We start from the raw sequence: 20,661 nt of genomic DNA, 5'->3' as shown, positions 1-20,661 counted from the left end.
CCTCGTTCGACTACACACAAGACAGAACAGATCAACCAGACAGACCCCTAGAATTTGAGGAGGTGCAGTGGATAATCCGCAGACAGCAGACGCCTTATCACATGCCATTCCATCCGGTCTCTCACGTCTCAACGAATTGGCTCGGAATCTTTGGTGGAGTTGGACTCCGGAAGCACGGAGGTTATTTGAACACATCGATCCAACCCTCTGGGTCCTGACCCACCACAATCCTGTCGAACTACTGGCCTCCGTCAGACCAGAACGCCTCAAGCACCTGGCCGAAGATCCCTCGTATATGCGTCTGTACTCTGCCACCCTCAGAGTATTCGACGAGTACGTTCGAAATGAACGCAGTTGGTTCAACACACAACACAGCGATTTGAAAAATCCCACCATCGCCTATTTCTCTGCGGAATTTGGCCTGCACAGATCCATTCCCATTTACAGCGGCGGCTTAGGCATTCTCGCGGGAGACCATTGCAAGGAAGCCAGCGATCTCGGTGTGCCGCTCGTGGGAGTAGGGTTCATGTACCCGCAAGGATACTTTCGGCAACGGATTACCCCGGAAGGATGGCAGGAAGCAGCCTATGCCCCCTTCAACCGGGCAGAATCGCCAGTTCACCCAGCCCTCACTCCAACAGGAGACGCCTGCAGAATCACGGTTGAAATCGGTAACCGAATCGTGGCAGCAACGGTCTGGAAAGTGCTTGTTGGATTGGTCCCCCTCTACCTTATCGACACAGACGTTCCTGAGAACAGTCCTGAGAATCGGGCTCTCTCGGCTCGACTCTATGGCGGCGATCAGGAGATGCGCCTCTGTCAGGAGTTTCTGTTGGGCATCGGCGGAGTCCGTATGCTTCGGGCTTTGGGCATCTCACCGACGGTCTGGCATGCCAACGAAGGCCACTCCGCCTTCCTCACCCTGGAGCGCATTCGCGAATTGGTCGAGAAAGGATCAACGCATGCAGATGCCTGCGAAATCATCCGTCACAGCACAGTCTTTACAACCCACACACCGGTGCCGGCCGGTCACGACGTCTTTCCCCATCATCTCATGGACCGGTACTTTGCGGGCTATTGGGAAAAACTGGGTCTCTCGCGTGAAGACTTCCTCCGTCTGGGAGATACTCCAGAATCCCAGGGACAAGGTTTCAACATGACGGCTCTCGCCATCCGGATGGCTTCCCATGTGAACGGGGTCAGCCGCGAGCATGGGCAGGTGTCACGACAGATGTGGCGGCATCTGTGGCCCGGCCTCCCGATCGAGCAGGTTCCGATTCGCAGCGTGACCAATGGTATCCATGTGCCAACCTGGATCGCACCGGAACTCAACCAGCTCTATGGCAAATATCTGGGCCCCGAATGGATGGAAAAATCCGACGACACGGCCATGTGGCAACGGGTGCTCGATATCCCAGACCAGGAACTCTGGGCCGTGCGCCAAACGATGAAACGCAAACTCATGAGCTTCATCCGAGAACGAGCCCGGAGCGGCTGGATGCAGGGACACCTCCAAGCCTCGCAGGTCTTAACGCGAGGCACATTGCTCGACCCCGAAGCGCTGACCATCGGATTCGCCAGGCGCTTTGCCACATACAAGCGGGCAACATTATTGTTCCGTGACCTCGAAAGGCTGAAACAGTTGCTGCATAATCAATGGAGGCCTCTCCAATTGATCTTTGCCGGCAAGGCCCACCCCGCCGATGAGCCGGGCCGCTATTTCATTCATGAAGTGCTGAGTTTTTGTGACGACCATAAACTTGGCGGCCATGTGGCATTCCTTGAAAATTACGATATGCACATGGCGAAGTTCCTCGTCCAAGGGGTCGACATTTGGCTCAACACCCCGCGCTTTCCTTTGGAGGCGAGCGGAACGAGCGGGCAAAAAGCCGCGCTCAACGGCGTCATCAACCTCAGCGTGCTCGATGGATGGTGGAAGGAAGGTTACAACGGAGCGAACGGATGGGGTATTGAGCCCCTAGTCGGAAACCAGGACATTCAGGCCCAGGACGAGCATGACGCGCAACAGCTCTATCGCATACTGGAGCAGGAAGCCATTCGACTCTACTATCAACGAGACCTGGATGGGATCCCACGAGGTTGGCTGCAACTCGTGAAGGAAAGCCTGCGGACCAATGCTCCCCGTTTCTGTACCAAACGGATGGTCAAGGAATACGTCGACAATCTATACGCGCCAGCCATGGTCCGTGCACCCTCGACATGGTAGACCGCCGACCAGAATTCTTCCAGAAAAGCCGTCGCTGTGCCATCACCGTGCAGCTCCAGATGCTCCTGCTGCTCACCATGACGATTGTCATGGGCCAGCCCCTTGTTGACGCAGGCACGCCAACAACGTCGACCGGCCCAGCCCTCGAACGTGAGGCCAGAGATGCGTTCGACCACGCCGAATACAACCAGGTACTTAAGTTCTGGCAATCGCTTCCACCAGAGACCGCCGCATCGAAACCGCTTGTTCTCCTCGCCTTCCAGAGCTCTCTCAAGCTTGGACGGCCAGAGGAAGCCCTCACGTTCTATCAACGGCTCGTTCCGACAGGTCGACCGGACGATCTGGCGCTCCTCCGGCCCTTGGCACTCAGTTTCCTGACCAGCCATGTCCGCGACCAACAGGAGTACGTGAGGGTCGAGGCTTATACTATGCTGGCCGAATTAGGCCTTGCTGAAACACGAGCGGTACTGGAAGATGGGCTATTCGATAGTTCGGTCCTCGTGCGGGCTCGCGCCGCTGACGCCATCGGCAAAGCCGGGCTAGCAGGGAAGTCCGGCCCCTTACGACGAGCCCTGAGTGACGCGATGCCGGCCGTGCGTATTGCCGCAATGAACGCGCTCAGTGAAGCCAACGTTACCGACATCATACCCTATCTCATCGAAGTTGCGAGAACGGATGACGGGCCGGAATCCGTATTTGCCTCTGCTGCATTATATCGACTCGGCAAACAGGACATGCTGACCGATATCACAGGAGCGGCGACGCTTCCGGACCCCGATGTCCGCATGGCAGCCTTAGGCATATTGGGACGGCTGAAGCGAGCATCCAGTCTATCGGTCTTGAGCCAAGCCGTGTACGATCCTGAACCGTCTGTTCGTGCATTCGCCGCCGGGGCATTGGGAGACTTTGGACAGGCCGGTGGCGTCGGGCCGTTGACCCATGCCATGGGAGACGAAAACGCACGTGTGCGCGCAGTGGCAGCCACGAGTCTTGGGCGACTGGGCATTCGCGAGAACCATCCACTGCTGCGGGCTCTCACGCGTGATGCCAGCCTGCAGGTACGGGCCAGCGCGGTGGAAGGACTCCTTCGGCTGGGAGACGTATCGGCAGTCGAGCTCGCCGCAGACTTGGCAAAACACCCGGACCCCTCCATCCGAGCTGCAGCGGCCCACACGCTCTCGGCCACATCTGACAAGCAGGCGGTAGCAATTTTACAAACGCTCCTGCAAGATCAGCAGCCACAACCACGGCTCGCTGCGGTGAAGGCATTGGGTAAGAGTGGAGCACCGGTGACGCCATTGCTCAAACAAGGGCTACAGGATTCAGACGTCGCCATTCGTCTGGCTGCTGCTGGCAGCCTTCTCCAACAACTCCGCCGCCCCACGACTGCTCCCAAAGCTCGCTAATAAGCTGTTGATAACATCCGCCAGCACCTTGGAAGAGTGAAGAACGACTCTGTGAGTGTCTACACATCGCATTTCTGTCATACTTAAGTAGTTTGCACCGCCTTGTTAGAGGAAAGGAGTGCGTGATGTGGAAATTTGTCGCAGTTCTTGTCTTGATCGCTGCGTCGTTCGGTGTAGGATTTTACTTCGGCCAACGTCCGATCGGGACACTGGAGGAGACGGTCTCAGGCCTCCAACATTCGCTTAAAGACACATCGCGCAATATCATCGATACCACAATGGGAATCGAGCGAGACCTCCGCAGGCGACAGGGACTGATCGACAGCAAGTCTCGAGTGGTACAGGCAAAATCAGAACTGCTCGATAAGAACTTTGGAGAGGCAGCTAAGCAATTGGGTGAGGCTGCCGAGACGCTGGAGACGGTGGTGAAGGGCGCAAAGCAGGACGAGTCGATCCTCGCCCTACGGGCACTCACCGGAACGCTTCAGGAAGTACGGCTGGAATTGTCGATGGGGAAACCGGTGTCGATGAAGAAGCTCGATGAGATTCAGCTGGAAGTTGACCGGCAGCTGAATAAATAAGCTGACTTTTGCTACGCGGTTGCGGACTGTTTCTTCCACTTCGCCAAGATCCTCTCTACCCGCATCCGCACCACCATATCCGGATCCTTCATCAACGGTTTGATGGCCTCGCGACCCCGCTCATCGCCGATGGCCTCGAGCGCGGCAGCGGCCGTCAACCTGGTAAACCAATCACCATCGCCGAGCATCTCGATGAGAGGCTCGATCGCTTCAGCCTCCTTGATCCGGCCCAAAGCCAGCACCGCCTGCTTCCGAATGTTCTCGTCTTTGTCTTTCAGCGCCTTGATCAATCGCGATACCGCCGGTTGACCCAGCTCGACCAACGCGTTGAGCGCATCGTCTTTGAACTCGTCGTTGCGCAGTTGAAGCATGAGGGGGTCGAGAACACGTTCGTCACGGATCTTCCCTAGCGCGGCAATGGCGTACTTGCGAACGTCCCAATCCCGGAGCAGCCTGATCAACAGTTCGACGGCGGGAGAACCGATCTGTCCCAACCCTTCGATTGCAACTTCACGAACTTGCCAGTCGCCGTCTCGCAAGGCATGGCACAGGGGTTCCACACAACGTTCATCGCCCATCTCTCCGAGCGTGATGGCGGCCTCGCGCCGGACCACCCAGTCGGGATCCTTGAGCAGATCGATTTGGATCTCGATCTCATCCTTGACCTTCTCTTCTTCAAGAAGAACCAGCTCGGTCGTCGCTGTTACCGGTTCAACTCGTCCCGCCTGCTCTCCGGTAAAATCGGCCGCCACCTGGTCAGTCAACTCATCGGTCACCAACTCTGAACCATCAGGATTCGTCCGCTCTTCTTTTTTTTGGAGTTGTTCCATCTGTATCACCCGGATACGTCACTCGCCAATCGATTGTCCCGACAGGGGCATTACTTTTTGGCTTCGGGGGCGGTCGTTTTCTTACTCGCAGAATTTTTCTTGCGCAGGGCCAGGGAACGCCGTTTCCGCTGTGTCCGTTTCAGCCGTTTCCTGAGGGAGCGAAGGCCTCCACCCTCTTGAGAGCCTTTGTGGTCAGCGCCTCTCGCTGCGATCTTCTTTTTCAGTCTGGTTTCGTCCGATTCATCTGCCGTGTTTTTCGCCATCCGGATACGGGCCTCCCTGCATACCTGATTGATTGAATTCGTCTTTTAGTCCCCAGAGCAAGGAAGCAGTGTAGTGGAGCGCTTCGCAGCCTGTCAACATGAGCCCATACCCCGACTTCGGAACAGATCTTCCAATGAACTCGTGAAGGTCGCAGGCTGCCTGACTGTGACGCCATGCTTCACTGCCTTTTAAAAGTACTGGCGCCCTCCCCCTTTGTATCCCAGTGATCTCGCTATGGTATTTCTCATGGGAGGGCCTGCCTCCGATCCGGCAAATTCCAGACCATATGCTATGCTTCTCTTAGCAAAGACACTGAGACCAAGGCTTGATACAGGTGAAGACGATGTGGCTTCGCTATGGGTCCGGGCTATTGCTGACAGGGATTTTGTGGGGCTGTTCGATGGTGGCCAGTACACCTCCACCATCGCCGCCAACCCCTGCGCCATTGTTTCATGCCGATGCCACAGACATAGCCATCTTGCAAGCCGTACGCCGAGAACAGGACACATTGCTGAGCACCTGTGCGCAACAGCAGTCCTGTGATCAGGTGTATTTTACACGTGCCATGGTCTTATTATTCCAGAATAGACAGGAGGCTGCGACCTCTTTCCGGCAGGCAATTGCCGTCGCGCCGAATGGTCCATTTGCAGACCCAAGCACACTCTGGATTCGGTTTCTTGCCAGTCGGAGTCTCTACCCCACCTCCAACGACAGGCCCTCGGAAGCATTACTGGAGGTGATGAAGGGGACTGTGCGGGCATGGCTAGAACGGCCGCGTGCGGCTGTGGGAACGGCCAAGAGCTCGAACACGGAAAGTGTCAAAAACCTGGACCCGTCGGTACACAACCTTCAACTGCAGATTCGTACTCGCGATAAACGGATCGCGGAATTGACGGATCAGCTCGAAGCCTTAAAGCAGATCGACTTGGACTCGAGTGGAACCGACAAACTGCCGCGCCCACGGAAGTCCCCCAAGTAACCACTCCCGGATCACCTCCATTCCTGATCGCATCACGTCCCACACATCGATAAACCGCGCTGCGTCTACCTTTGGCGCCCGCTCTTGAAATCAACAGGTTGCCGACTTCCCTTGCCCCAGAACAGATACCTTCCACCCTAACGAATGACAGGGTTCTTTCTCCCATGCTACAGTTCCGGAAGCAGCCTGAAGCAAAGGAGTAACCCTCCCTGCTCGTGCTGACTTTTAATCTTTGCCCTCTTTCCGAGAAGCCGCACGACAAGGTCGAGCCATGATCCCGGCTATTGATCACGATCACAATCTCTAACGTATCTACCATGCGGCTCTTAGTCCTCTCGCATATTGCCGACTGGGACTTTGGACCACAGGCGAAAGCGTATGGGCATGAGATTGTCGCCTGGGTGCGCACCACGTGGGAACGGGGCGAGGGGTATAGCCACGGTTCTCAGACAGTCAGGACCATCGCCAGAACGATCTTCGCCCTACCCAAACCCGTCCGGGCAATTCAACCGAAGTTCGATACGTGGACATGGCTTGAAAAAGAGAAGATCAAGCGCATGCCCTGTCCCAACATCAATGCGCCACAGTTTGTCGAATATGTGAAGAGTTTAAACATCGATCTGATCGTGGTCTGTGTATTCCCCCAGATATTGAAGACGGCCATTCTCCGCACTCCTCGATTCGGCGTCATCAATTGCCACCCTTCACTCCTTCCTCGTTATGCAGGGCCACAGCCCGAATTTTGGATGCTCAAGAATGGGGAGCCAGTTGCAGGAGTGACCGTTCATATCATGACGGAAGGGATCGATGCGGGGGATATTATCGCCCAACACGAGCTGATTGTCGGGGAGACCGAGAACATTGGGCAATTGTCGCAGCGGCAGCATCACGCAGCAGCAACCCTGCTGGCAAACGTGGTCAATGCCATCGCGCAGGGAACCGTCGATCGCAAGCCCCAAAATATCGCAGACCGCACCTATTTTGGAAAGAAGAAAGCGGCCGATACCATGGCCGATTGGAACGGGTCTGCCAGGCAGATCTTCAACCTATTGCGTGCGCTGCAACCTTACGAACCTCTGACTGCCTCTCTCAACGGTAGAACGATCAAGATTTACGAGGCGTACCCTCAAGAGGGAGCTGCGTTAGGGGGAATGCCCGGACAAATCATGGCTAAGAAATCAGGGAGACTCCTCGTACAGACCGGCAAGGGCTGTCTAGAAATACAGTCCTATGAAATCGTTCCCTTTCACGGGTGGGTCAATCGTACCTTACAAAAGGTCCTGATGCCGTCTGTCGGCTACCGTTTTGACCTTGCTCTGCCAACAACGACCCAAACACCTAAGCCAATCTCATGAGCGCGGTGTGAAATCTCGATGAAAAGAGATGGTGGGCTCCCACAACAAGCCGGTGTATCAACGAAGGAATCTACTGTGGATTATCTGAATCCCCCCAGCACAAGAACAGGGCTGCCGCGAACGAATTTACGGCAAGATGATGGCCTGCTCTGGATAGCCTAGCCCTTTGAGGGAGGCTTCCAGATGATCGACCATCGGAGGTGGGCCGCAGAGAAAGATCACCGTCTCGGAATCGGGAGGAGGAAGATGCTTGCCTAGGACGTCGTCAGTGATCCGCCCAACACCTTGCGACCAACCCATGGGTGGCTGTTCGAGAACGTGGTAGCAGTGGAAATTGCCATGTTCTCGCACATTCCGATCCCACTCCTGACGGAAAATAATGTCTGCTTCGGTCTTGTTGGCGAAAACCAGGAACAACTCAGCACCCTGGTGTTGCGCGAGAATCCAGCGAATGATCGAGATCATCGGCGTGATCCCGGTACCGCCTGCCACGAACCCCACCTTCTTCGCCATGCCATCGACCCAATGGCCTCCCTGGTTCGGTCCGCTCATCAACACGGAGTTCCCGACCTTCTGCTCATGGAGATACTTCGAAATCGAGCCGGCTTCATAGCGCTTCACGGTCAAGTCGAAGTAGCCCGTGGCCCCAGGCATTGACGACGGCGTGTAAGGCCGCTTCACCGATTTCCCGTTGATGGTGGCGTGGACATACAGATAATCGCCTGGCATCATATCTAACGTCGCAGCAGCAGGCAGGCCAAAGCAGAATGTTTTGGTGTCGTGGGTGTCCTGAGTGATGGCCGTGAGCTGATAGGAGGTCGGCTCCTTGGTCTTGATGCGCGTCACTGACTCCATTTTCACATCTCCCTCGCGCAATCATACAATCACGGCACGATGGTCGCAACAGACATAAATGGGCTACAGGGGGCACAGGAGGCTTGACGAGGCAGCATGAAGTTGGAACGCTAGCCCTATTGGTCACACTGGGCCTTTGCTGGGATTGAGCCTGTGGTAGTGGTTCTCATTGCCGGCATGCCTTCTGCCGTGTCGGCCGCGATTTTCGCCTCGAAAACGTGTCTCGATGAAGATCTGGCAGTCTCCATCGTGGCTTTGTCCATCTGTCTCGGTGTGGAATACTACCCTGGTTGCCAGAGCTCACGATGATACTGATCGGATGATTACTGCAACCTGGCTTCTGTCAACACTTCCGCACCTGTTGACCACATCTTCACATCGGCGTAGCATATGCTACTGACGTCATAGTGACGGTGGCTGCGCTATCTCCGCACGCTTCTCTCCGTCATCCCGCGCGCTGGACCTTGCCGCAGTTCCCCTTCACCCGTACGCCGGGTTCTTTGCCTTGTGCATCACCGCCAGCAGGCGGATCCTTCGGAACGAGGATCCCCATGGTGACTGTCAGTAGTCCAGCGCCCCTTCTCCTCTTGGCCCAGACCCTTGAGCCGCCTGCCTCCTCCTTGGTTATGCCGAATCTCATTCAGGCTGATGAAGCTCCCTCATTTTTGCTGGCTACGTTTGCGCTTAAAGCCACACTCGGAAAGGGATTGCATCGAAGATGGCAGTGAATGTCCGAACCTCAAGGGAGGATCTGATCATGGTTTCTAATACACCGGTCACTGATCGTATTCTCGGCCAAGTCCAACGCACACACGGGTGTGATCTGGATACCTTGACAAGGAGTCTTTCCGACCTATCCTGGGGCCAGGTGTTTCTTGAAGTCGATCGGCTGAGCCGGGAGGGGCAAGTACGGGTGACTCGCGACACAGGAGGTCGCTACATGATCCAGTTGCCGAATCACTCCAGAGAATTCGTGATCCACGGCACTCGACGTTGATCAACGAGAGGGCCACATAGGATCGCGGGCGAGGAAACGCTCGTCACGAGTCTTCGATTGCGCACGTCGCTGGCGCCTATCGCATGTCCGGCGACATTCCCCGCCACCCTCCCTACATACCCTAACCCGCGCTCGAAGCCCCCAGCCGACAACCAAGCTCGGGTGATCGGGAACAGGGAATGAAGTGACTGAGGGCGCGTAGTGGAGAAGCAGAAGCCGATGGCGAAACCGATCCGGTATATCGTGAGATCGGTAGCGCGTCGTGAATGACGAAAGGAGAGATGCGCGTTGAAAGACTCCTATTCCCCTCCTGGGACAGCTTCCGATGCCAGATGGAACACTTCCGTCTCAGCCAGCCCTTGGCCTCGCAGTACCTGGCTCGATCGTAGGAGCTTATCGCCCAGGCCCTCAGCCAGGTTACGGTAGATGATGACGCCGATGTCCGGACGTCGACGGATGAGATCCGCCAGATCAAGTTTGAGCAGCTCGGCCACCTCCAGGTGACATTCGGCCGTGGCTGTGGCGGAATGGGGCCTGGCTGAGAGGAGTGAGACTTCGCCACACGATTCCCCCATGTGAACGGTACCGATGGTGATAGGAGGGGTTCCGCAATTGATGGCCACCTGCCCCTGTAATAGGATGTAAAGACGATCTGCGGGATCGTGCTGCGCGAAGAGGCGCTCGCCTGCCCGCACCTCTCGTACTGTACAGACCCCGGCAAGTTTGGTGGCCTGCTCGCTGTTCATCCCCAGAAATAACGGGATCTCCTTAATCGCTTGCGCCATTCGCGGCGCAATGACGCAGCTGGAAAATCCCCGCATCACGACGTCGGCGACGGCCTTCACCTGTTCCGTCAGCGCGAGCGGCCCTAGATCTTGCAGTTTGTTCAGCCGCACCATCTTGATGATGTCCAACCGCTCCACTTGATCGAAGACCATGGCCGGCACATAAGCGACCGGAAGAAAGTTCAGCTCCAATAGGGTACGCTGCATTCGGGGCGCATAGGCGCTGACGTCGATCTCGACGTATTCACTTCCCATTTCCTCCCGACACTTCCGTTCCAGTTCGGAGAGGAGAAACCGCACAACGTTGTCGGCCAGGGCGATCAACTCGAACACGCGGACGGTGTGCTCGACCGGATCCATCGTGTAACCGACAGCCCCGACGATGTTGCCGCCTGACCGGGCCAGAAAGTAAGTGGTTTGCCGCGCATGGAGTTTGAAGAATCCATAATCCAGCCGCATGGGACCGAAGATTTCCCGGTTGCGTACCCGTCCCCGTTCGATGCGAAGCAGGGCCGGATAGCCTTCGGCCTGCAGCTGTTCAATGGTGTAGTCCCCCTCGGTGGGGTACGACGCGGAATCCTCGTCGACGATAAAGTCCGGCGTAAGCGGCGGCTGGCTCATCACGAGATTGGCTAAGGCATAGGCCTCAGGAATGATCCTGGGATTGTTGCGGCGCAGGGCCAGTGCGTCCCCGAAATACCGGGCCAGCAACGCAAAGCTCTCGCGGTGGCGGAAAAAATGTTTCAGCGGCAGAAAGCCGGTGGGAATGAACCCTTGGGCGAGACTGATCTGCTGGGCATAGGGATGCACGGTGCGCGCGACAACCAGGCCGACGTGCAAGCGGTTGTGAATGGCTTCGAGCCGCTTGTCCATGAGCAGCTTGCCAACTTGCAACCGGCGATAGTCCGGATGGACAGCGAGGCGGCCGAATTCTCCGACGAGATCGGAATGGGCCCCGAAGTCAAACAGCACAGAGGCTGTGCCGATCACCCGGCCTGTGTCGGTCTCTTCTGCGACGAGAATCAGCGCATCGTCGGTGAAAACCGAACGCTTCAACCAGAGTTCGTCGTAGACCTCATGATGGGGATAGTCGGCCCCGTAGACAGCAAGAAAGACCTCGCGGATCTGGCCGACATCTTCTTCGCGGGCTTCTCTGATCCGGATCATGACAGCCCTCTGCGAGTGGTCAGGAACGGCTCGTTTGCTCACTGAGTCGCTGGCCGGCTATCTTGGCAATCGCCTGGTAATAGGCTGCGCCTACGGCCAAAGCTCCTTCGTCGAAATCAAATTTGTTGGAGTGCGCCGGAAATCCTTCCTTGCCCGGAACCTGACTCCCGAACCGGACATAGGCGCCCGGAATGCGTTCCATGTAGTAGCTGAAATCCTCCGCCCCCATGTTAGCCGTCTTGAGCGGCAATACATTAGCCTCCCCCACCGCCGCGACGGCTGCACGGCGTGCCAGACCTGCCATCTCCGGCATATTGATCAGTGGCGGCGTACCTTCGTTCACAGTGATCTGGATTTTGGCGCCGTGTAGTTGGGCGATCGATTCGGCAATGCGGCGGACAGAGGCGAGGAGTTGCTGCCGGACAGCAGGATCCTGAGCACGAACCGTCCCTTCCAGCCTGGCCTGTCCTGCAATGACATTCGGCGCAGTCCCAGCATGGAACTGACCCACGGAGACGACCGACGGGCGGGCCGGATCGACTTCGCGCGAGACGATCGTTTGCAGCGCCATGATCATGAGACTTCCGACCACGACGGCGTCGATACTTTCATGGGGGCGGGCTCCATGTGCGCCCTGTCCGATAATCTCAATCGTAAAATTATCCGACGACGCATTGACCGGACCCTCGGCCACGACGATGGTCCCCGGGTGATAGTGGCGGTCGAGATGGCCGCCGAAAATCATCCCGGCTCCCTCCAGCGCTCCTGCCTCAATCATGGCTAACGCCCCGGTCCCTTTTTCCTCTGCCGGCTGAAAAATCAATCGAACAGGAGCTGGCAGGTCTTTCTCCTCGGACAGGAGCGCCGCGGCACCCAACAACATCGTGGTGTGTCCATCATGACCGCAGGCATGCATAACGCCGGCATGGACCGATGCGAATTCCAAGCCTGTGTCTTCTTGAATCGGCAGCGCGTCGGTATCAGCGCGCAAGACGACGTGGGGAACACCGGCGCATCCCGGAATATCAGCAATGACTCCGTAGCCCCCGACATTAGCCCGATACTTGATGTCCAGCCCATCGAGGAACTTGCAGATCACGGCGGCGGTGTTCGCTTCCTGCCCACTCAGTTCCGGATACTCGTGGAGCACGCGGCGAAGCTGAATGAGACGGTGTTGTAGCGGCTCAGGAATTAACGGCATGATTGGGACTTAGGCAATGAACGTACGACGACCTGTCGGTTTACGATTCGCCGGGTCCGGCCAGACCGCCGATCTGAAAAACTGGCCACTGGGAACATTTTTGACTCACCCTACCCCTCGATTGCCTCGCCATCGATTCCCCGAGACGTGCCATGAGCCCGGGCGAGTACCTTGCATTCCTCTTCACCTCTCGTTAAGGGAGTAGCCGAGGCTGCCCTTTCCTGCGCGCATCGAACGAGTACAGTTTCACCCTGCACAGCACCGCGAGCAAAAAAGGGCGCCTGGCCACTCCCCCCCTTTCCTCTATTCGAACAATTTCCTAAACCCCGTCTTAATCTGGTCCAGTCCCTCGCGCAAGTCGGTCTCAAATACATCGGTCTTGGCCTGCATGGATGCGCGTTTGGCCTTGAGCCGGTCCTTGAACGACACCAATTCGGTGAGTAGCTCCTGTTTCTTTGATTCCAGCGTGACTTGCTGCTTGGTTTTCTCAGTTTCAAACCGGCCCTTGAGTGCTTCAAGTTCGGCTTCGAGCGTGCTCGCCCGCCCGACCAGATCCTCCCAGACCCTGCCCGATTCAAACGCGGCCCCCTTTAGTTTCTGGTCCGCTACGGACTCAAACTCGGTCAGGGCTTTAAGAATCTTCGTTCTTTGCTCCTCAAACGAGTCGCGCGCATCAGCTTTACCGAGAGCTAATTGCACTTGAAGATGTTCGAGCTTGGCCCGCACTTCAGTCTTCGCTTGCTCTGCCATCTCCTTCGACTGCTGCACATCAGTCTGGACCTGCGTAAGCAAATCTTGAAGTTGTTGCTTACGCTGCTCCAGTCGCTGCATTGCCTCATCTTTCGTTTGGGTCAGTTGTGCCTCAAATGCCAACGCCTGGTGCTCCAAGGCATCCAACTTCTTGTCGAACGAGGCTCTGAGTTCCTTAATTCTCGACATAACACCCTCCTCTGTGTGTAAGACGGACCATAGACACCAGTCACCACATCGCGTGTTTTAGCTATACCAGTCAGTGCTCTCCACAACAGAGTTTGTAACGCTCTTCTGGGATATTGGTCAAGTTGAGGAACACTCCTTCTCGCTCTTCCGCACTGGCAACCTGATCGATGGCGGGATAGAGCGCACGCTCTTCCTTCCTATTATGGGAGCCGAGCAGGTTCAACAGACCCTGCTCTTCTTGATCGCTATCCACATTCTGGGTTTCCACCTTGCGGTGAATGGCTTCAAGCTGTTGCCCGATCTGGCGATGCTCGTTCCGCATAGCGGGCGTCGGCCCGCTATCGGACATGCCGGTTTTCTTTTCCCAGAGAGGAAAGAGCAGATCCTCTTCCCACACGATATGGCGCTGCAAGCCGACCTTAAATTCTTTGAACGCTTGCTCAGCCTTCGTAAAGTCAGACCGCTTCAGTTGCTGAAAGGTCTTGAACAACTCGTCCAACCGGTCATGATCCTGCTCAAAAAACCCCCTGATTGTTTCCCTTTCACTCATGATGTCTCCTTCATCGACGCCGACGGCAACCCTATAGGCAGACGGACGAGCGCCTATGATCCAGACTCAAGAAACAATATCCTTCCCCATGATCCTGACGACGCAACCTTCTACAGCTCAATGCCCTTTATGCTGATCGCCATGGCCATGGTCTCCCCCCGTTTGCTTTCCCGTCCCGACAGACTTTGGTTTGAGCGGGGTAAACCGAGCGGCATAGGCCTCCTCTTCCGGCATTTTAACAAATACCACGATCACGGTCTCAGGATTGACTTGAAACTCGCCGCTACCAGCCAATGTGTTGGTCTGTGACGGTTCCAGTTTGACTTTTGTCTTGCTGCCAGCTTTACCCTGTTGAATGTTTGCCGTACCTTCTGCGCCGGTGGTGTTTATCTCATTATTCGCATGATCAGTTACATGCAGTACGAGCTCTCCATCCTTGGCAACAAGCTCCAAATGATACGGGCCTGCCGCACGGACTTGTCCACCATGTGGCGCCGGCATCGCATCCAGAGACTCGTCGGTATGCGCCCAAACAGGCTGAGATACTATCAGAGCGGCAAACAGCACAGCGGCACTCATCAATCTATTCATTCTCTCTCCTCACATGACATATCGGAATGACCGGACATCGTTCTAAGCCATTTTGAAGTCCCCGCTATCACATCAAAGGATGGATGCCGGGACCTCGATCCTCAGCCGGACTCATGCGCTCACAGTGACAACCACAACATGCCCTCAATTACGACAGGTATCATCTTTCTCATTCAAGGGCTCTTGCTCGACCTTGCCACTACCTCTCCCTTCCAACCATACTCCCTCTGAGTATGCGACTGCACCAGCCTGTAACGAACATTCCAAATGGTGATTGTCCATCGCGATTCTTCCTTGGAGTAACGTGACTTGCCCCATTGAAAAGCGAAGGCCGTGCCAGACAAGCTGACCCAGGGAATCTCTAATTCCTGTGAATTAACAAGCCCCTGAGGAAGCGTTTGAAGGTAGGAAAGATGACCATGAGGCATTCTAGACCCTAGGATAAAAGAGTGCAGTGGCAAAAGGCAACAACCCGACAGGCCTCTAGAGTTTCAGGCCGCCTCCATTGTCTTGTATGGCGGCTCGACAAAAAACCGATCGTCATGAGGGAAATGAGGTGCGTACAGAATAGTGACCGAAGGCCTGGAAAAATCGGAGGCTTGTTTGTGGGAACCTGTTAGGGATTCTGGGATCCGAGAACGTCGCAGATGGTTGCGGATCGTTCGCCACGATAGGCTGACGCTACTCGGACGGAATCTTCGAATGGATCTGCATCATAAGGGGGACTGCGCAACTACATCCCCCTATCCACCAGAGGCTCAACCTGTTGGATTTACGAATGTATTTTGTGACACCGCTCTGCTGTGGGATAAATAATCTTGGAACCGGTCTCCCCCGCCCGGCAATCAAGACAGGCTCCTTGGGTGAGAACAGAGTGAAGCACCCCTCTCATGAACAACCGATCGAATGACAAGAAGCCTCCAAGCCTCAAGGGAACTTCGAATCACGCCCTCCAAGGAGAAGAGAGACGCTCAGTGTCAGAGCCACGAATTCAGATTCTCTTGGTGGACGACCATACAATCGTTCGAGAAGCATTGGCATCTCTATTGGCCCTCGATCAAGAAATTCGTGTCATCGGCGCAGCCGGCAACGGGACCGATGCACTACGCTTGGTCGCCACACTCCAACCGGAGATCGTTCTTCTGGATCTTTCTTTGCCCGGAATGCATGGAACCGAAATAATCCGCCAGGTAAGACTTTCCCATCCCACTGTCAAGTGTCTGGTTCTCACCGTTCACATGTCCGAGCCCATCGTGCGGGCTGCTCTTCATTCAGGGGCCGCCGGATATCTCCTCAAAGAGTCGTCGTTCGAAGAACTTAGAACAGCCATTCACAGCGTGGCTCAGGGGAAAACCTACCTAAGCCCGATGATCACGGACAAAGTGCTCTGTGGATATCTGGGAAAACAACCCAAGCTCCCTATTGAAGAGGGTCCATGGCAAAGGCTATCCGATCGTGAACGTGAAGTTTTGAAATTGGTTGCCGAAGGGGCCACGAGCAAAGAGATCGCCGAGAGTCTCTGCATCAGTGTCAGAACTGTAGAAAAACACCGTGCGAGCCTCATGACCAAGCTCAACTTGAGGACCACAGCCGGCCTGACAGCCTATGCCATTAAGAATGAACTCGTCACAAGCGCCGGCGTGCTCAAGCTCGACCTCCTGTCGGAGGACAACTCATGAATCTGCCCTACTCATGGATCGATCATCGATCGAGGAGGTACCCCATGCTGTTGGTTACTCTGTTCCTCGCACTGATTATTTCAAATGTGCCGCCGGCCTTGGCACAGATGGAACAGGGGGTGGTGAACGTGCAGGTGCTCTATCATGGCACGATACCACCCCCGACAGACGTGAACGTCACCCGCGATCCTGAGGTCTGTGGCACCAAGATCCTCCTCCAGCCCCTGACGGTCCATTCTCCCTCAGGTGGACTCAAGGATGCAGTGGTCACAATCGATGGCATTCCTGCGCTGGAAACAGCACAGACAGGAATGTCGCCGAAGGTTCTTTCGAACTCTCGATGTTCTTTTTCGCCCCATGTGATGTCCCTTCAGACGGGGTCGCCGCTCGAGATCCACAACCAAGATCCGATCATGCACAACACACATATTAGCAATGAGATGCGAACCTTCATTAACGTGGCCATGGTGGTAAACGGCCGCCCGGTTGCCAAAACCGTGGCGAAACCAGGCCTGTATCGAGTGCAATGTGATGTCCATAAATTCATGGGCGGCTACGTGCTGGCTTCGACACATCCATATTTTGGAGTGACTGATGATCATGGAAATACCAGAATCCTGAACGTGCCGGCGGGCCACCACGACATCTCCGTCTGGCATGAACGTCTGGGGCAACTCCAGACACATGTATCCGTTCCCCCCAACGGAGAAACGATCGCCACATTTGAGTTTCGTGAAGACGGGACCGGTCACGGCCGGCACATGAACAGGTGAGTTGAACCAATGCAGACTCCTTCCCTCTCAATCACGGGACGCATGCGACATGCATGGACTCACAACTACGGTCTTCGACTCGGGGTGAGTCTCAGTCTCATTCTGTTCCTTGTCATGGGAGCAGGAACAGGAGTTCTCATCGCTCAGCAAAGTCATGCGCTCCGGCAGGCGGCAGAAGAGAGGGCGCGTGCCGTCGCCCGCACATTCGCCGTCGTTGGCTCTGCCGCCGTACTCGACAATCTCTATCGCCTCCAGGAATCGTTGCAGCTATACGTGCAAGACGACTCTCTACTCGAAATCGACATCGTGGACAACGACAGCCTGGTCGTTGCCGCAAAGCAACCGGGGCGGATCGGGACCGTTCTGAACGATCCTGCCTGGCTTGAAGCCCGGAAAACGAAACGCGAAGTCATCCTTGAAACATCATTGAACGAGGGACAGCCGACGCTCGTCATTATCGAACCATTGTTTGACCGAGATGAACTCACGGCCTGGGTCCGCCTGGTTGTCTCTCTCTCCCAGATTGAACGCGAGCGAGATCTAACACTCTGGCAGCTTCTCGCTGTCACGGTGGCCATCATGCTGGTCGGTCTATATGCCATCCGTCGGGTCCTTCGAAAAACGTCTACAGTGCTGCAGGGCGTCGTGGCGACACTACAATCGGCAGGTGTCCCGCTAGGGCATGGGAGACCTTCACTCGAACTCTCCGTATCTCAGAGCGCTCCTCGCGGGGATTTTGAACGGCTCCTCGCAGTGGCGACCGATACAGCATCTGCGCTGGGCGCACAGACACATGCCCTCCAGGACCTCGCGCAGTCTCTTGAAGCCAAGGTCATCGCACGGACAAACGACCTTGAGGAGGCGCACGCGCAGGCGGTCCGGTCGCTGGAAGAGCTGCGCGAGAAGGAAACTCGCCTCCGCAGCCTCGTGGACAATGCCGCAGACGGGATCCTGGTCACAGATGCCCAATGGATCATTGAATCGGTCAATCCAGCGGCATGTGCCCTCTTCGGTCATAGCGTGGCCGAATTGCTCGGCCGCGGGATTCAACATCTCCTTTTCCGAACACCACGTGACTCCGACCGTCTAAAAAACGGCTATGAGCAGCTGCACCTAGTGGTCGGATCCAACGAAGAAGCGGTTGGTCGACGTATGGACGGCACCTCGTTCCCCGTCGAACTCTCAGTGAGCAAAATGAACATAGCCGGAGTCTCCCACTACACAATCATCGTCCGTGATGTGACCGAACGACGGTATATGGAAGAAATGAAAGAGCGTAGCGCACAGCGGCTCCACCAGCTCGGAGAAGAACGGGCTCAGCTGTATTACGATCTGCATGCTAGCCTGCTGCAGTCTCTCTCGGCGGTGAGCATGGGGCTGGAAACCTCAAAGCTCCTACTTATTCAAGCCCCGGATCGCGCCCCAAAACAACTCGATCAGGCACTGTCTCATCTGCATCGGGTCATACAAGAGACCCGTGACTTTATCTCACGGCTTGAGCCTCGAACGGCATCCCACGATAGTCTATTGCAATCGCTGCAGCTGCTGGTCCAGCGGAACGACTCTTGGCCCTGCCCCCCCTTCCTGATCGACGTTGACCCGGTTGCCGCTGGCCGACTGTCCGTGGAGCAAGAAATCCATCTCCTCGCGTTCGCACGGGAAGCGGTCAGTAACGTCGTGCATCATGCGCAAGCCGGCTCCGGAACGATCCGATTCGGGCCAGGGGAGGGAGCCGCTAGGCTGGAAATCCAGGATGACGGGATTGGATTCAGATTCTCCGAGATCGGAAACAACAGCCCTGGGCTCATAAACATGGCTACTCATGCCAGAAAACTTCAAGGGCGCTTGGCCATCGAATCTGCTCCAGGGAAAGGGACGACAATCCTGGTTACCATTCCTCAACCTCAAGAGACACAGCTCATGGGGGGAACCGCCTATGCACTCTGATCGTTAGAGGACAGAGTCAAATTTCTTGAATTGCTTGCCTACTCGCAGGTCGGTACTAGTCTTCTACGTAGTCACACGGAGGGATGGGCCAACCAGACTTACCTGCCCGCCTGAACAGCCAGCACATTGTTTTGAGGTAAGAAGCACGTACATGTTGCGCCGAGCATTTATCCTGACCGTGGGGACAGGGGTCCTTATCCTGATCGCACTGTCCTGTCTGGTGTTGCCATACAAGGCTCAGGCGATTCCGGCCTTTGCCCGGAAGTACGACGTGAACTGCACCGCCTGTCATACGGCGCCGCCGGTTCTTAATACCTTTGGTCAACGGTTCTTGGAAAACGGCTATCAGTTGCCTGGGACGGAAGACGGTGGGTTCACCGGAAAGAAAAAACTCGGAGACGTCACACTCGACGATGTCGGGAAGTACCTCGCTTTCCGCCTCGTCGGCAACGCTGTGCGCAATTGGAGCTTTCAGCAGCAGAATCCGGCCGGGGCCGATGCCGGTGTGGTTGAAAACAAGACGGAGTTGACGTTCCCGGAGAACTTTGTACTATTTGCCGGCGGAACGGTGGCAAAGAATGTCGGGTTTATGGTGGAGCTGGGGCATGATCTCGAGGCGGGAGAAACGGATGTAGAACGAGGATTCGTCTCGTTCAACAATCTGGGCGCTCACAACCTGGCCCATGTCCGTATCGGAAAATTCGACCCGTCGGCCTTCTACTCAGTTGTGACGATTCGTCAGCAATTGAATGATATCGGGGAGAGTACAACAAGCGGCTGTACCCCCTCTGCCTCCTGTTCGTTAAATCGAGTGGGGTTGGGCCCGGGTGCCTTCGCCACCAAGTTTTACGGATTGTACGATCGCAGCGGCAGCGCCATTTCGCCGTTCGCGTCGACCCTCTACAATTCAGGCGGTGAGATGGGAATCGATGTCCATGGCCGGCCCTTCGGCGATTCATTCTTGTATCAGGTAGGGGTGTTAAACGGGGCCAACGAAAACTTTGGCGACACCAACAAAGGCAAGGATGTCTACGCCATGCTGCGGTACGACTATGCCATATCGGATTACTTTGCAGTGAATTTCTCCGGCTTTATCTATCAGGGTAACAGCAACGTGCAGGTCCAATCGCACCAGGACGTGAATTGGAATCGCTATGGGATCTCCACGCGTGCGACCTATAAGATGGTCGATCTTTACGCCGCCTACTCAATTGACCGGATCAATAAGGTCCCGACCGGCGTGAGCGGAAACTTCGATGCTACGGCTACCGGCGAGACGATCGGGGTGGATACCTATGTGGCAAACAGCACGCTTCTCTCCCTTCGGTACGACAATATAGACGCCGGTGGAATGTTGGATCAACGCACGTCGGCATCGTTCATCGGGGTCCAAGCCAAACAGTACCTCCGCACCAACGTTGCCATCTTTGTCCGCAATGACTTTAACCTGCGGAAAGCCGATGGAGGCGAGGCCGCCGCGAGGAATCTTCGAAACGCCTTTTTCGCCGGCATCGATATCATGTTCTAAGGAAGCT

At 55.9% G+C, this 20,661-nt stretch carries 19 protein-coding genes; 11 read left to right on the top strand and 8 right to left on the bottom strand.

Annotated elements, in window-relative coordinates:
- Positions 1-67: 67 nt before the first annotated feature.
- From glgP to HZB34_14805, 3 genes are all read left to right on the top strand, one after another.
- On the top strand, positions 68-2,227 hold the full coding sequence (gene glgP, locus HZB34_14815) for an alpha-glucan family phosphorylase (protein ID MBI5317233.1): 2,160 nt from the start codon (positions 68-70) through the stop codon (positions 2,225-2,227).
- Positions 2,221-3,633, top strand: coding sequence for a HEAT repeat domain-containing protein (locus HZB34_14810; protein ID MBI5317232.1), 1,413 nt, complete (start codon positions 2,221-2,223; stop codon positions 3,631-3,633). The genes glgP and HZB34_14810 overlap by 7 nt, the downstream gene beginning before the upstream one ends.
- A 125-nt stretch (positions 3,634-3,758) precedes the next feature.
- A complete protein-coding gene (locus tag HZB34_14805; protein MBI5317231.1) occupies positions 3,759-4,214 on the top strand; it encodes a hypothetical protein in 456 nt (151 codons plus the stop codon).
- 11 nt (positions 4,215-4,225) lie between these two features.
- Here HZB34_14805 and HZB34_14800 read toward each other — a convergent pair whose 3' ends face one another.
- On the bottom strand, positions 4,226-5,044 hold the full coding sequence (locus HZB34_14800; GenBank protein ID MBI5317230.1) for a HEAT repeat domain-containing protein: 819 nt from the start codon (positions 5,042-5,044) through the stop codon (positions 4,226-4,228).
- A gap of 50 nt (positions 5,045-5,094) precedes the next feature.
- Complete coding sequence (locus HZB34_14795; GenBank protein MBI5317229.1) at positions 5,095-5,307, bottom strand: hypothetical protein; 213 nt, start codon at positions 5,305-5,307, stop codon at positions 5,095-5,097.
- A 335-nt stretch (positions 5,308-5,642) separates the two neighbouring features.
- Between HZB34_14795 and HZB34_14790 the strand changes: the two genes are divergently transcribed.
- Both HZB34_14790 and HZB34_14785 read left to right on the top strand, forming a co-directional pair.
- Positions 5,643-6,287: a hypothetical protein gene (locus tag HZB34_14790; protein ID MBI5317228.1), complete on the top strand. Its 645-nt coding sequence runs from the start codon at positions 5,643-5,645 to the stop codon at positions 6,285-6,287.
- Between the two features lie 317 nt (positions 6,288-6,604).
- Complete coding sequence (locus tag HZB34_14785; GenBank protein ID MBI5317227.1) at positions 6,605-7,642, top strand: methionyl-tRNA formyltransferase; 1,038 nt, start codon at positions 6,605-6,607, stop codon at positions 7,640-7,642.
- Positions 7,643-7,768: 126 nt separating this feature from the next.
- Here HZB34_14785 and HZB34_14780 read toward each other — a convergent pair whose 3' ends face one another.
- Entirely contained in the window at positions 7,769-8,497 is a 729-nt protein-coding gene (locus tag HZB34_14780) for a cytochrome-b5 reductase (protein MBI5317226.1), read from the bottom strand.
- 551 nt (positions 8,498-9,048) lie between these two features.
- Between HZB34_14780 and HZB34_14775 the strand changes: the two genes are divergently transcribed.
- Complete coding sequence (locus HZB34_14775) at positions 9,049-9,225, top strand: hypothetical protein (GenBank protein ID MBI5317225.1); 177 nt, start codon at positions 9,049-9,051, stop codon at positions 9,223-9,225.
- Between the two features lie 29 nt (positions 9,226-9,254).
- Positions 9,255-9,494 (top strand): hypothetical protein, encoded by a 240-nt coding sequence (locus HZB34_14770; GenBank protein ID MBI5317224.1) that lies wholly within the window; start codon positions 9,255-9,257, stop codon positions 9,492-9,494.
- A 299-nt stretch (positions 9,495-9,793) separates the two neighbouring features.
- Here the strand turns inward: HZB34_14770 and HZB34_14765 are convergent, their stop codons facing one another.
- The 5 genes from HZB34_14765 to HZB34_14745 all read right to left on the bottom strand — a co-directional run bounded on the left by HZB34_14765 (position 9,794) and on the right by HZB34_14745 (position 14,727).
- Entirely contained in the window at positions 9,794-11,446 is a 1,653-nt protein-coding gene (locus HZB34_14765; protein MBI5317223.1) for a GNAT family N-acetyltransferase, read from the bottom strand.
- 19 nt (positions 11,447-11,465) lie between these two features.
- Complete coding sequence (locus tag HZB34_14760; GenBank protein ID MBI5317222.1) at positions 11,466-12,647, bottom strand: amidohydrolase; 1,182 nt, start codon at positions 12,645-12,647, stop codon at positions 11,466-11,468.
- Between the two features lie 303 nt (positions 12,648-12,950).
- On the bottom strand, positions 12,951-13,586 hold the full coding sequence (locus HZB34_14755; protein ID MBI5317221.1) for a hypothetical protein: 636 nt from the start codon (positions 13,584-13,586) through the stop codon (positions 12,951-12,953).
- 70 nt (positions 13,587-13,656) lie between these two features.
- Positions 13,657-14,136: a hemerythrin domain-containing protein gene (locus HZB34_14750; GenBank protein MBI5317220.1), complete on the bottom strand. Its 480-nt coding sequence runs from the start codon at positions 14,134-14,136 to the stop codon at positions 13,657-13,659.
- A 117-nt stretch (positions 14,137-14,253) separates the two neighbouring features.
- Positions 14,254-14,727 (bottom strand): hypothetical protein, encoded by a 474-nt coding sequence (locus HZB34_14745; protein MBI5317219.1) that lies wholly within the window; start codon positions 14,725-14,727, stop codon positions 14,254-14,256.
- Between the two features lie 890 nt (positions 14,728-15,617).
- Between HZB34_14745 and HZB34_14740 the strand changes: the two genes are divergently transcribed.
- The 4 genes from HZB34_14740 (at position 15,618) to HZB34_14725 (ending at position 20,654) form a co-directional block, all read left to right on the top strand.
- A complete protein-coding gene (locus HZB34_14740) occupies positions 15,618-16,406 on the top strand; it encodes a response regulator transcription factor (protein MBI5317218.1) in 789 nt (262 codons plus the stop codon).
- A 44-nt stretch (positions 16,407-16,450) separates the two neighbouring features.
- Positions 16,451-17,179 (top strand): hypothetical protein, encoded by a 729-nt coding sequence (locus HZB34_14735; protein ID MBI5317217.1) that lies wholly within the window; start codon positions 16,451-16,453, stop codon positions 17,177-17,179.
- A gap of 42 nt (positions 17,180-17,221) precedes the next feature.
- Positions 17,222-19,126 carry a PAS domain S-box protein gene (locus HZB34_14730; GenBank protein MBI5317216.1) on the top strand — a complete coding sequence of 635 codons (1,905 nt, stop codon included), beginning with the start codon at positions 17,222-17,224 and terminating at the stop codon, positions 19,124-19,126.
- Positions 19,127-19,277: 151 nt separating this feature from the next.
- Positions 19,278-20,654 (top strand): hypothetical protein, encoded by a 1,377-nt coding sequence (locus tag HZB34_14725; GenBank protein MBI5317215.1) that lies wholly within the window; start codon positions 19,278-19,280, stop codon positions 20,652-20,654.
- Positions 20,655-20,661: the final 7 nt, after the last annotated feature.

The sequence above is a fragment of the Nitrospirota bacterium genome (assembly GCA_016219645.1).
Lineage (GTDB): Bacteria > Nitrospirota > Nitrospiria > Nitrospirales > Nitrospiraceae > Palsa-1315.
The sequence above is the reverse complement of the archived record's forward strand: the minus strand, read 5'-3'. Positions and strand labels throughout refer to the sequence as shown.